The sequence below is a fragment of the Cellulomonas soli genome (assembly GCF_013409305.1).
GTDB classification, from domain to species: Bacteria; Actinomycetota; Actinomycetes; order Actinomycetales; family Cellulomonadaceae; genus Cellulomonas; species Cellulomonas soli.
This window is the reverse complement of the sequence record NZ_JACBZJ010000001.1, coordinates 1,612,055-1,623,821: the sequence shown is the minus strand read 5'-3', so window position 1 is coordinate 1,623,821 and position 11,767 is coordinate 1,612,055. Positions and strand designations below refer to the sequence as shown.

General features: G+C 73.4%; 11 protein-coding genes and 1 riboswitch. Of the genes, 2 read left to right on the top strand and 9 right to left on the bottom strand.

The annotated features are described in order from the left end of the window. Positions 1-17: 17 nt before the first annotated feature. Positions 18-809, bottom strand: coding sequence for an ABC transporter permease (locus BKA22_RS07550; RefSeq protein ID WP_146954623.1), 792 nt, complete (start codon positions 807-809; stop codon positions 18-20). Beyond that, a complete protein-coding gene (locus BKA22_RS07545; RefSeq protein ID WP_146954624.1) occupies positions 806-1,747 on the bottom strand; it encodes an ABC transporter ATP-binding protein in 942 nt (313 codons plus the stop codon). The genes BKA22_RS07550 and BKA22_RS07545 overlap by 4 nt, the downstream gene beginning before the upstream one ends. Before the next feature lie 146 nt (positions 1,748-1,893). Between BKA22_RS07545 and BKA22_RS07540 the strand changes: the two genes are divergently transcribed. Next, a complete protein-coding gene (locus tag BKA22_RS07540) occupies positions 1,894-2,691 on the top strand; it encodes a CPBP family intramembrane glutamic endopeptidase (protein WP_146954625.1) in 798 nt (265 codons plus the stop codon). Between the two features lie 37 nt (positions 2,692-2,728). On the opposite strand, the gene BKA22_RS07535 is transcribed toward BKA22_RS07540, so the two are convergent. Next, on the bottom strand, positions 2,729-3,325 hold the full coding sequence (locus tag BKA22_RS07535) for an HdeD family acid-resistance protein (RefSeq protein ID WP_146954626.1): 597 nt from the start codon (positions 3,323-3,325) through the stop codon (positions 2,729-2,731). A 155-nt stretch (positions 3,326-3,480) separates the two neighbouring features. Between BKA22_RS07535 and BKA22_RS07530 the strand changes: the two genes are divergently transcribed. After that, positions 3,481-5,964, top strand: a complete 2,484-nt coding sequence (locus tag BKA22_RS07530) for a lysylphosphatidylglycerol synthase transmembrane domain-containing protein (RefSeq protein WP_146954627.1) — start codon at positions 3,481-3,483, stop codon at positions 5,962-5,964. Positions 5,965-6,094: 130 nt separating this feature from the next. Here the strand turns inward: BKA22_RS07530 and BKA22_RS07525 are convergent, their stop codons facing one another. From BKA22_RS07525 to BKA22_RS07500, 6 genes are all read right to left on the bottom strand, one after another. Beyond that, positions 6,095-6,475 (bottom strand): SHOCT domain-containing protein, encoded by a 381-nt coding sequence (locus BKA22_RS07525; RefSeq protein WP_146954628.1) that lies wholly within the window; start codon positions 6,473-6,475, stop codon positions 6,095-6,097. 203 nt (positions 6,476-6,678) lie between these two features. Beyond that, entirely contained in the window at positions 6,679-6,840 is a 162-nt protein-coding gene (locus BKA22_RS07520; RefSeq protein WP_179561685.1) for a hypothetical protein, read from the bottom strand. A 15-nt stretch (positions 6,841-6,855) separates the two neighbouring features. Continuing rightward, positions 6,856-6,930, bottom strand: a riboswitch (cyclic di-GMP riboswitch). A gap of 170 nt (positions 6,931-7,100) precedes the next feature. After that, positions 7,101-7,715, bottom strand: coding sequence for a 1-acyl-sn-glycerol-3-phosphate acyltransferase (locus BKA22_RS07515; protein ID WP_223203744.1), 615 nt, complete (start codon positions 7,713-7,715; stop codon positions 7,101-7,103). A 77-nt stretch (positions 7,716-7,792) separates the two neighbouring features. Further along, positions 7,793-8,758: an aldo/keto reductase gene (locus tag BKA22_RS07510; protein WP_146954630.1), complete on the bottom strand. Its 966-nt coding sequence runs from the start codon at positions 8,756-8,758 to the stop codon at positions 7,793-7,795. 56 nt (positions 8,759-8,814) lie between these two features. Next, a complete protein-coding gene (locus BKA22_RS07505) occupies positions 8,815-10,134 on the bottom strand; it encodes an FAD-binding oxidoreductase (RefSeq protein WP_146954631.1) in 1,320 nt (439 codons plus the stop codon). Positions 10,135-10,319: 185 nt separating this feature from the next. Further along, a complete protein-coding gene (locus BKA22_RS07500) occupies positions 10,320-11,642 on the bottom strand; it encodes an FAD-binding oxidoreductase (protein ID WP_146954632.1) in 1,323 nt (440 codons plus the stop codon). Between the last annotated feature and the right edge of the window lie 125 nt (positions 11,643-11,767).

The window sequence follows — 11,767 nt, the reverse complement described above, 5'->3', positions numbered from 1 at the left end:
GGGGCCGCCGCGACCCGTCAGTGGAAGCGGCGGCCCTCGTCGCGCCGGTAGGCCAGCACCGCGAGCACGCCGAACACCAGCGTCCAGCCGAGCAGCACCGCGAGCGCGCCCGCGTACGCCGGCTCGCCCGTCACCATCTGGACGACCAGGTCGCGCGCCGCACGTGAGGGCAGCAGCTTCGAGAACGCGTCGAGCCATGCCGGGAACGCCTCGGGCGGCATGAACAGCCCACCGGCGAACGCGAGCGGGAACAGCACGGACTGCACCACCGCGATCGCCGCCTTGGACGAGAGCCGGTAGCCGATGGCCAGGCCGAGCAGCAGGAACGGCACGGCGACCGCGGGCACGAGGACGACGGACAGCGCCGCCTGCGCCGGGGTCAGGGTCGCGGCGGTGAGCAGCCACCCGATGAGCACGAGCGGCACGAGGGCCAGGTAGGCCCAGAGCACGGCGTTGACGACGCGGCCCACGAGCCGCGGGCCCGCACCGGCGGGCAACGTGCGCACGTACGGGTCGAACGGCTGCGCGCGGTCCTCGGCGACGCCGACGCCGAACGAGAACAGGCTCGAGGACATGATGGCGAAGGTCGCCAGCTGGGCGACCGCGGCGGTGGCCATCAGCGGGTCGTCGGCGACCGCGCGCTGCGGCACGACGAAGAACACCAGGGCGAGCCCGGGGAAGAGCATGTTGCCGAGCACGGCGATCGGCACCCGGACGGTCTCCAGGAACTGGTAGCGGGTGTGCAGCAGCGCGAGCGACCACCACGGGCGCACGCCCGGCCGGGCCACGGGGGACGTCGTCGCGGTCATCGGGCCGTCTCCTGCGGGTCGGTGAGGGTCAGTGCGAGGAACGCCTCCTCGAGCGAGGCTCCGCGCACCTCCAGCTCGCGGAACGCGACGTCGTGCGTGACGAGGGCGCGCACGAGCACGTCGGCGTCCGAGGCGAGCATCGTCCAGCGGGTCGAGCCGTCGTCGAGCACCTGGGCGTCGTGCAGCCCGTGCGCGCCGGGCAGGGCCGTGAGCGCCTGCCGTTCCGTGCCGGGCGTGGTCGGGCCGGCTCCCGGGGTGGTGAACGAGACGCGGCGCACCGAGACGAGGTCCAGCACGGCCGGCAGCGAGTCGTCCGCGAGCACCCGACCGCCGCCCATGACGACGACCCGCTGGGCGAGCGCCTCGATCTCCTCCAGGTAGTGGCTGGTCAGCAGCACCGTCGCCCCGTCGGCGTGGTACTCCCGCAACGCGTCCCACAGGAGGTGACGGGCCTCGACGTCGAGCCCGGTCGTCGGCTCGTCGAGCAGCACCAGACGAGGGCGGCCCACCAGGGCGAGGGCGACCGCGAGTCGGCGGCGTTGCCCGCCCGACAGGCCGCCCGTCTGCCGCCGCACCAGGTCCTCCAGGCCGAACCGGGCCAGCGCCTCCGACCGGGTCATGGGCGTCGGGTAGTGGCCGGCGACGAAGTCGACGACCTCGCCGACGGTCAGGGTCGCCGGAAGGCCCGTGTCCTGCGGTGTGGTGCCCAGGGCCAAGCGGTTCGCGGCGTCGCGCGGGTCGCCGCCGAACAGGCGCACCGCACCGGAGTCGGGTCGCCGCAGCCCGCTGACCAGGCTGAGCAGGGTCGTCTTGCCCGCACCGTTCGGGCCGAGGAGGCCGACGAGCTCACCGTCGCCGACGTCGAGGGACACGTCGTCCAGCGCCGTGACGGCGCCGAACCGGCGCGTCACCCCCCGGACCTCCAGCACAGGCCCCATCGGCTCACCCTCGCCCTGCTCGTAGCTGACGCCGGGTTCGTCCCACGCGACGGCCCCCACGGTAGGGGCACGCGGGCAGCCCGGCACAGGACCCTGCCCGCACGCCCGCTCGGCATCCGTCCAGGCCGGCCGCCTACGCTGCCCCCATGACGCACCCGGCCCCGACCGCGCCGCCGCCCGGTGAGCGGGCCGTCCGGCGGCGGCTGACCACCGAGATCTGGATCGTGCTCGGTCTGTCGCTCGGCCGGTCGGGCGTGTACGCGGTGGTGAACATCGTCGCCCGGCTGACCGAGGGGACCCCGCTGGGGGACCAGAGCACGACGCTCAACCCGAGCTACTCCCCCCGGCCGCTGCTCGACCTGACGTACCAGCTGCTCGCGATCGGGTTCGCCCTGATGCCCGTGGCCCTCGCGCTGTACCTGCTGTCGGCGAACGGACGGTCGGCCGTGCGTCGCATCGGGCTGGACGGGCGGCAGCCCTGGAAGGACCTGCTGACGGGTGTCGGTCTCGCCGCGCTCATCGGCATCCCCGGGCTGGGGCTGTACGCGCTCGGCCGGGTGCTCGGCATCACCGTCGAGGTGCAGGCCGCGGGCCTCGACGCGGTGTGGTGGACCATCCCCGTGCTCATCCTGTCGGCGCTGCAGAACGCCCTGCTCGAGGAGGTCGTCGCAGTCGGCTACCTCATGGAGCGGCTGCGTGAGCTGCGGTGGAGCGCCCCGGCGATCGTCGTGACCAGTGCGCTGCTGCGCGGCTCGTACCACCTGTACCAAGGGTGGGGCGCGTTCCTCGGCAACGCGGTCATGGGCGTCGTGTTCGCCGAGTACTACCGGCGCCGACGCCGGGTCATGCCGCTCGTGGTGGCGCACACGATCATGGACGTCGTCGTGTTCGTGGGCTACGCGCTCATCCCGGCGGACGTGCGCGGCGCGCTGGGCCTCAGCTGAGACCGGCCTCGGCCGAGGCTGCGCGCCGCGATCCGTCCTACAGCTCGACGACCCGCGCCGAGGCGTGCTCCAGCTGCCTGGCCACCGACCGGGTCGCGAAGCCGCTGACCACCAGCACGATGCCCGCCACCAGGGCGAACAGGCCGTACAGGATCGCGATGACCGACACCGTGGTCTGCGGGTGCATCACCGCGACCAGGCCGATGAAGAAGCCGATCAGCCCGAAGGTCAGGGCGAACGTCCAGCCGGCGTCCCCGGCGTGGTGCAGCACGAACGCCCCGACGACCGCGATCAGGCCGAGCAGCATGACCCAGAACGCCAGCAGGTAGAAGACCACGGTCGCGGTGGGCGCCGGCCAGACCATCAGGACGACACCGAAGGCGATGCCGACCAGGCCCTGCACGATGCGCCACCGCGAGGCCGGGTCGTGCCGGTACGCGATGCCCTGCGCGAGTGCCAGCAGGCCGTCGAGCACCGCGAACGCCCCGAACAGCCAGACGAGCCCCTTGACGGTGCCCAACGGCTCGACCAGCAGCAGCAGCCCCAGGACGACCAGCACGGCACCGCGCAGCACAGCCAGCCACCAGAGCCGGCGCAACGTGCCGGCGACGTCCGCGGTCAGCGCGTCCGACATGGGACCACCCCCCTCGCGGGCGCCCGTGCAGGTCCCCTGCATCCGCGGACGGCCCGTCGCGGACCACGCTAGACCTGGGGGTTCACCTGCGCCGTTCGGCGGACTCACGCCCCGCTGGGCGCCTCCGGCGGTGCGCACTGCCTAGACTCGCCGGTATGCCTGGCCCGTCGACGCCCACCGACAGCGCGGTCGCGACGACCCGCTCGGTGCTCGACGACGTGACGATCGACGACGTCCCCACCGAGCGCGTGCACCACCCGGGCGACCTCGTCGCCGCCACGCTCGCAGGTCTCGGCGTCGTCCTGGCGATGGTGCTGGCGACGTACGCGCAGAACACCACGACGGGTGTGGCCGAGGACGTGCAGGGCTTCTCGACCCTGCTGCGCCGGCTGCTGGTCATCCCGGTCTCCGCGCTCGAGTCGTTCGTGACGCTCGTCGTCCCGCTCGCCGTGCTCACCGAGCTGGCGGTGCGCAGGCTCGGCCGACAGCTGCTCGAGGCCCTCGCCGCGGCGACGGGTGCGGTCGTGCTGAACAGCGCGATCGTCCTGCTCGTCGAACGGTTCGGCTCGGACGAGCTCGTCCAGGGCATGTCGGTGCGCATCGGCGGCGAGTGGCAGCTGTCGATCCCGGGGTACGTCGCCCTGCTCGCCGGTCTGCTGACCGCGGCCGGGCCCCGCGGCCGACGACGGACCGTCGCCTGGTCCTGGAACCTCGTGTGGGTCGCCACCGGCGTGCTGGTCATCACCGGGCAGGGCTCGCTGCCCGGGATCGCGGTTGCCCTGCTGGTCGGACGCATCGCCGGCGAGGGCACGCGCTACCTGTCCGGGGTGCGCTCGGAGCGCGCGTACGACGAGAGCCTGGTCGCCGGTGTCCGCCGGGCCGGGTTCGCGCCCGCCCAGCTGAGCCGGGTGCCCGACAGCACGACCGGTGACGCCGTCCTCCCGCCGGCGGGGCCGGCCTCGCTCGCCCTGACGCGGTCGACGGACCACCGCCTGTACGCCCTGACCACGCAGGAGCACGAGCACCTCGACCTCGTCGTCATCGACGGCGACCGTCAGGTGGTCGGCATGCTCAGCCGGTTCTGGCGCTCGCTGCGCCTGCGCGGGATCGAGGGCCGCTCGGTCGTGTCCCTGCGCCAGGCCGCCGAACGCTCGGCTCTGCTCGCCTACGCCGCCCGGGCCGCCGGGGTCCGCACGCCCCAGCTGCTGAGCGTCGCCGAGGCCGAGGACTCGATGCTGCTCGTGCAGGAACGCCCCGGCAACGCCGTGCCGCTCGGCGACCTCGAGCCCGACCAGATCACCGACGCCGTGCTGCACGAGGTGTGGGCCCAGCTGCAGCTCGCGCACGCCGCCGGCATCGCGCACCGCAACCTGACCAGCGACGTCGTGCTCGTCGACCACCTGCTCGAGCAGCCGATGGTCTGGCTGTCCGGCTGGGAGCTCGGCGACGTCGCCTCCTCCGAGCTCGCCCGCCGGATGGACGTCGCGCAGGTGCTCGCCCTCCTGGCCCTGCGCGTGGGAGCCGGTCGCGCCATGGAGTCGGCCGTCGCGGTGCTCGACGACGACACGATCTCGGCGATCGGTCCCCTGCTGCAGACCATCACCATGCCGCGGCTGACCCGCGAGGAGATGCGCACCCACCGCACGGTGCTGCCCGAGCTGAGGACCGCGCTCGTCGCCCGGCTGCCCGAGGCCGACGTGCAGCCGCAGCAGCTCGTGCGGTTCGGCACCCGGACCATCCTCACCGTCCTGCTCACGGTGGTCGCGGTCTTCGCGATCTTCACGACGATCAACGTCGCCACCATCACCGAGGCGCTGCAGAGCAGCGACTGGCGGTGGAGCATCGTCGCCTTCGGGCTCGGGCTCCTCACGCTCGTCGGGGCCGCGCTCGCCCTCGTCGCCTTCGCCCCCGTGCGGATCTCGCTGTGGCGGGCGACCGTCGCGCAGACCGCCGCCACGTTCGTGGCGCTCGCCGCCCCCGCGGGCGTCGGGCCCGCCGCGCTGAACCTGCGCGTGCTCACGCGACGTGGTGTGTCCGGCACGCTCGCCGCCGCGACCGTCGCCCTGGTGCAGGTCAGCCAGTTCGTCGTGACGATGCTGCTGCTGCTCGTGCTGTCGCTGGTCTCGGGCGACAACGAGTCGACGCTGCCGGTCTCGCCGCTCATCCTCGTCGTCATCGGGGTGCTCGCCGCGCTCGTGGGCGTCGCGCTGCTCATCCCCGCCGTCCGTCGGTGGGTGCTGGCCAAGACGGTGCCGACGCTCCGTCAGACCTGGCCGCGGCTCATCGAGGTGCTCGGCCAGCCGTCACGCCTGCTGCTCGGCATGGGCGGGAACCTGCTGATGACGCTGGGGTACATCCTGGCGTTCGACGCGGCGCTTCTGGCCTTCGGTCAGGACGTGAGCCTGATCCAGGTCGCGGTCGTCTACCTCGCCGGGTCCACCGCCGGCTCGCTGGTCCCTGTGCCCGGCGGGGTCGGCGCCACCGAGCTGGCCCTGGCCTCGGCGCTGTCCTCGCTGGCCGGCGTCGACGCGGCGATCGCGACCTCGGCCGCGGTGCTGTTCCGTGTCATGACGTACTGGTTGCGGATCCCGCTCGGGTGGGTGGCCATGCGGTACATGCAGCGCACCGGCGACCTGTAGGCCGGGCAGGCACGAGCAGGCACGAGCGGGTACGGACGACCGGGTACAGGCGGCCCGGTCCGGACGACGGACGACCCGGCACCCCGAAGGGTGACCGGGTCGTCCGTCCTCGCGATCGGTTGGCAGATCCTCAGGCGGCGAGAGCCTTCGACTTGAGCGTCGCGTACTCCTCCGGGGTGATCGCACCGGAGTCGAGCAACGCCTTGGCGTCGGAGATCTGGTCGGTCGGCGACTTGTGCGCGACCTCCCGGATGTAGGACTCGGTGTCGACCCGGGCCCGCTGAGCTGCGTGCACCTGCCGTTCGGCCATGCTGTTGCCGCGGGCGATGACGTAGATCAGCGCGGTGATGAACGGGGCGAAGACCAGGAAGATGATCCACACCGCCTTCCACCAGCCGCTCAGGTCCTTGTCACGGAAGAGGTCCCCGACGATCTGGAACAGCACGATCAGGTAGGCGAAGAACAGGAACCAATAGACCAGCAGCCAGAACCAGCTCCAGAAACTGTCCATGTGAGCCTCTCTCGGACATGGATCGTCGTGGGTGACGACCTCGACGATCCCGACGCTAGCGGGATACGTCTGGATCCGCGTGTCGAGATGGGAGCGTTCCCCGAGGTCGCACGCTCGGCCGACGCAGTCGGGGCCGCTCACGCAGAAGGACCGCCGCCCCACGGGCGACGGTCCTTCTGGATGTCGGGTCTGTCGACCCCGGCTCAGGCCGCGAGGTGCTCGCGCTGCTCGGGGACGAACTCCACCTGGCTCTGCCGGGCTGCGAGCCGGGCCCACGCCTGCACACGTGCGGGCGGGAGAGGTGCGACTGCGTCGCTGGTGGGACGGTGGGCGGGCTGTTCGAAGGAGAACCCTCGCTGCTCCATGACGTGTCCTGTCTTTTCGGTAGCCCGGCTGACCCTGAGGGCCCCGTGGCTTTGCGTCCCCTCCTCGCGGAGGGTTTGCCGTTTCGCTGACAACCCCGACATTAGAGCAACGTGATACCGGTTGAACAGCGCTCACATCGAGATATTTCGGACACCTGACCGAATTCACCCTCTGACCTGGCGCGTCGCGTCCCGACCTGTGCGAAGAACCACCCGTTCGGAGTACACCTGGTGTCGCCCGTCAGGAACAGAACCGCCGGTCAGGGCGTCGTGGCGTCGCCTTCGGGCTCCTCTTCACGCAGCCGCGGCTCCGTGCGACGCGTCGGGTCGAACCCGGACTTGTCGGCATAGAACGCCCGGACCACGTCCATGTCGGCGCGCACGTCCCCCGTGACGTGCATGGTCGGACCGAGCCCGGTGGTCATCGTCGTCCGGTCCACGTAGCCGAGCACCACGGGCAGGCCCGTGGCCTGCGCGATCCGGTAGAAGCCGGTCTTCCAGTACAGGCCCGCCGAGCGTGTGCCCTCCGGGGTGACCACCAGGTAGAACCGGTCCCCGGCCTGGATGCGGGCCACCAGCGCGTCGACCAGACCAGCAGGGTCACGGCGGTCGACGGGGATCCCACCCAGCGCCCGCATGAACGGACCGGCCGGGCCACGGAACAGGGTGTGCTTGCCCAGCCACCGCACCGGCAGACCCGCCTCGGCGGTGATCGCCAGCATGATGATGAAGTCCCAGTTCGACGTGTGCGGCGCCCCGATCAGGAGGCCGGCACCGTCCTCCGGGACGCGCGTGGTGCGCAACGTCCAGCGGCTGACCCGCCAGTAGGCGCGGGCCAGGCCGCGGCGGATGGACCTGGGCCTCGTCACCGTCACGTCGTGGACGGTACCTCAGCAGGGTCCCGGTCGGCCGCTCGGGCGCTCGCCGCCGCGAGCCACCGGGAGCCACCGGGTCACCTGTCGAAGGGGGCGTCCAGCCAGACGCGCTCGGGCGGCAGCAGCGCCTCCAGGTCGACCCACAGCTCGTCCGGCAGCTGCACGGCCGCCGCCTCGACCGTCGCGGCCACCCGCTCGGGACGACTCATGCCCACGACGGTCGACGACACCTGCGGGTCACGCAGCGAGAAGTGCAGGGCCGCGGTCGCCAGGTCCGTGCCGTGCTCCGCGCACACCAGGTGCATCGCGTCGACCCGGTCGAGCGTCTCCTGGGCGGCCGCCTGGTAGCCGTAGGAGGCGGACGTGCCCGGGGCCGCCGCGAGGATGCCCCCGCCGTAGACCGCGGCGTTGAGCACGCCCATGCCGCGGCGGACCGCCTCCGCGATCAGCGGCCCGGCGCTGCGGTCGAGCAACGTCCACCGGTTGTGCACGAGCAGCACGTCGAACACGCCCAGCTCGACGTACCGGGCCATCTCCTGCACCGGCCCGCCCGCGATGCCGATCGCGCCGATCTCCCCCGCGTCGCGCAGCGCGACCAGCTGCTCGACCGCACCGCCCGGACCGGCGATCTCCTCGAAGTCGAACTGCTCCGGGTCGTGCAGGTGCACGAGCGGCAGGTGGTCCAGCCCCAGCCGCTCACGCGACTCGGCGACCGACGCCCGGACGCGCGCCGCGGAGTAGTCCCGGCCGCGGGGGTCCACCTTCGTCGCGACGACGACATCCTCGGGCAGACCACCGGCACGCCGCAGAGCCTCGCCGATGCGCCGCTCCGACTCGCCGTCGGAGTACCCGTTCGACGTGTCGATGAACCGGATCGGGCTGTCGAGCACCGCGCGCACCGTGGCCACACCGCGCTCGCGCGGCACGTCGTAGCCGTACAGCAGCGGCATGCCGCCCAGCGGGCTCCCCCCGGCGCACACCGCGGAGACCTGCAGCTTCGTGGCACCGAGCGGGCGCATCCAGGAGTCGGTGGGGGCGGTCATCGTGGGCTCCTCGTGGTCGGCCGGCACCCCCATCCTGCCCCTGCCGACCCGTCGCCTCAGCGCGCCGCGGCGAACAGACCGTCGGGATCCATCCGGCGGCGCACCGCGGCGAGGCGTCGGGCCACGTCAGGTGACCAGACACCCTCCGCGCCGCCCGCGAAGTTCGGGTTGAGCTCCTCGGTCCGCCACGGGTCGAGCGCGTCGAGGACCGTCGAGGCCGCCGCAGGCATCGTCGGGAAGAGCTCCGGGTCCTGGCCCATCAGCAGCGCCGTGTACCGCGCCCCCCGGCCGGCGACCGCCGAGCCCTCGGGGACGTCGACCTCGGTGGCACCGCCGACGTGCCGCAGCTGCGTCCCGCTGAACGGGTGCCGGGCGCCCGGTCCGACCTGCGCGAGCCAGGCGTCGGCCAGGTCGTCGTCCGCGGAGCCCAGCATCGTGCCGCGCACCCAGCTGGGGCCGGGCTCCATGGGGTCGCCATGCATCGAGGCGAGGTCGGTGAGCGCCATCGGCCCCACCGTGTCCGCCGTGGCCGGGGCCAGCGCGCGCAACGGCGCGGCCAGCCGCTCCCCTGCGTCGGCCTCGCCCGGGTACGCCACGAAGAGCAGCGCCAGCATCGCGCTCCGGCGGACCGAGAACGCGCCGTCGTCGGGGTGGTGCAGGATCGTGAGGTTCGTGGTCACGCCCGGTTCGGCGGTCCGCGTCCAGGCCAGCCACCCGCGCACGACGGCAGCCACGTGCTCCTCGGTGAACGCCAGGTACCCGCCGAACAGCGCCGGCACCGGGGCCAGGCGCAGGCGCATCTCGGTGACGACACCGAGCCCGTGCCCGCCACCGCGCAGCGCCCACAGCAGCTCCGCGTCCCCCTCGGCGCTCGCCTCGATGACCTCGCCCCTGCCGGTGACGACGGTCGCGGCCTCGAGGCGGTCCGAACCGAAGCCGTGGCTGCGCGCGAACGGTCCGAGACCCCCGCCGAGCAGGAAGCCGACGACGCCGACCGACGGCTCGGAAGGCGCGATGGGGGCCAGTCCGATCGGCGCGGCCGCGTCGATCACGTCGGACCAGCGGGCACCCGCGCCGACGGTCACGGTCGCCGCCGGTCGGTCGACGCGCACCCGGTCGAGCCGCCAGGTGGTCACCAGGACGCCCGAGGTCACGGGCTCGTGCGTGCCGTGGCCCGTCCCCTGGACGTGCACCCGCAGCCCGTGCCGCCTCGCCCACCGGACGGTCTCGACGACGTCTCCCGCCGTGCTCGCGCCGACCACGATGTCGGGCGAGTGCGTGAGACTCGTGTCGAAGCCGGCCACCTCGCCTTCGAGCCGCGGGTCGACCGGCGACATGACGGGGCCGACGACGAGCGAGTCGAGTTCGGTGAGCACGGTGCTCCAACGGTGTGGCGGGTGCGCGGTCTTCGGACGATCCTGCCCCGGGGAGCAGGTCGCGCACCGCGCGCCCCCCGACGCCGCTCCACTGTGGCACCTGAGAGCCGCGCCGGAGGTCCGTTCCGTCCGGGTTTCACCCGTGTGCGTCGCGCGCGGATAGGTGCTGCGACCTGGTCGTCGTGTCAGTGGACGGGGACGAAGAGCCCGTCGGGGTCGACCCGGCGACGCACGGCCGCCAACCGCTCGGCCGTCGGGTCCGGCCACACCGCCTCGGCGGCGCCCGCGAAGTTCGGGTTCAGCTCGTCGACCGCCCAGGGCGCGAGCGCGCCGAGCACACCCTGCGCCGCGGCTGGCATCACCGGGAACAGCGGCGGGACGAGCCCGACGAGCGTCGCGGTGTACTGCGCGGACCGGCCGGTGACGGCCGAGCCCTCGACGACGTCGTTCGCGGCCGCGCCACCGACGTGCCGCAGCTCGGCACCGACGAACGGGTGCGCGGTCCCCGGCCCGACCTGCGCGATCCAGGCCTCGGCGAGCCCGTCGTCGACCGCACCGAGCATGGCGCCCTGCATCCAGCTCGGCCCCGGGTCGGTCGGGTCGGCATGGATCGCGGCCACGTCCGCGAGCGCCAGCGGACCGAGCGCGTCGACCGCGACGGGAGCCAGCGCCCGCAGCGGGGCAGCCAGCCGCTCGCCGTCGTCGGTCCCGCCCGGGTACGCGAAGTGCAGGGACAGCAGGCGCTGACCGCGCAGGTGCGGCGGCAGCACCTCGATGTCGGGGAAGTTCATGATCACGGCGCTCGTCGTGACGGCGTCGTCGGCCTGCCGTGTCCAGTCGAGCCAGCCACGGACGACAGCCGGGATGTGCTCCTCGGTGAACCCGAGGTTCCCGGCGTAGAGCGCGGGGACCTGGGCGAGCCGGACCCGGGCGCGCGTGACGATCCCGAGCCCGTGCTTGCCGCCGCGCAGCGCCCACAGCAGCTCGGCGTCCCCGTCGGCGCTCGCCTCGACGACCTCACCGGTGCCGGTGACGACCGTCGCGGCCTCGAGCCTGTCGGAGCTGAAGCCGTGGCTGCGCGCGAGCGGGCCGAGACCTCCGCCGAGCAGGTAGCCGACGACCCCGACGGTCGGCGACGAACCGGAGATCGGGGCCAGGCCGTACGGTGCGGCGGCGTCGATGACCTGCGCCCAGCGCGCGCCCGCACCGACGGTGACGGCGGGCGACACGGGGTCGAGCTCGACCTGGTCGAGCCGTGCGGTCGTGATCAGCACGCCGGACGTGACGGGCAGGTGCGCGCCGTGACCGGTGCCCTGCACGGTCACGGGCAGCCCGCGCGCCCGGGCGTGCCGGACGGCCTCGACGACGTCCTGGGTGCTGGTGGCGCCGACGACGACGTCGGGGGTGTGCGAGACGGCGATGTTGAAGCCGGCGACCTCCTCGGCGAAGCCGGGGTCGGTGGCGGTGAGGACGGGTCCTGCGACGCGTGCGGCGAGCTCGGTGGACATGGGTGCTCCGGTGGGGGTGTGCGGCTGGGCGGTGTCTGCGCGGGGGCAGCCACGTGCAGCGCGCCCCCCGACGCCCGTCCACTGTGGCACCGGGCACCGACAGGCGCCGACCGATTTGCCCCGGT

Excerpts from the sequence above, each read along its gene's own strand:
- BKA22_RS07550 (WP_146954623.1), bottom strand. The coding sequence starts at position 809 with ATGACCGCGACGACGTCCCCCGTGGCCCGGCCGGGCGTGCGCCCGTGG.
- BKA22_RS07545 (WP_146954624.1), bottom strand. The coding sequence starts at position 1,747 with ATGGGGCCTGTGCTGGAGGTCCGGGGGGTGACGCGCCGGTTCGGCGCC.
- BKA22_RS07540 (WP_146954625.1), top strand. The coding sequence starts at position 1,894 with ATGACGCACCCGGCCCCGACCGCGCCGCCGCCCGGTGAGCGGGCCGTC.
- BKA22_RS07535 (WP_146954626.1), bottom strand. The coding sequence starts at position 3,325 with ATGTCGGACGCGCTGACCGCGGACGTCGCCGGCACGTTGCGCCGGCTC.
- BKA22_RS07530 (WP_146954627.1), top strand. The coding sequence starts at position 3,481 with ATGCCTGGCCCGTCGACGCCCACCGACAGCGCGGTCGCGACGACCCGC.
- BKA22_RS07525 (WP_146954628.1), bottom strand. The coding sequence starts at position 6,475 with ATGGACAGTTTCTGGAGCTGGTTCTGGCTGCTGGTCTATTGGTTCCTG.
- BKA22_RS07520 (WP_179561685.1), bottom strand. The coding sequence starts at position 6,840 with ATGGAGCAGCGAGGGTTCTCCTTCGAACAGCCCGCCCACCGTCCCACC.
- BKA22_RS07510 (WP_146954630.1), bottom strand. The coding sequence starts at position 8,758 with ATGACCGCCCCCACCGACTCCTGGATGCGCCCGCTCGGTGCCACGAAG.
- BKA22_RS07500 (WP_146954632.1), bottom strand. The coding sequence starts at position 11,642 with ATGTCCACCGAGCTCGCCGCACGCGTCGCAGGACCCGTCCTCACCGCC.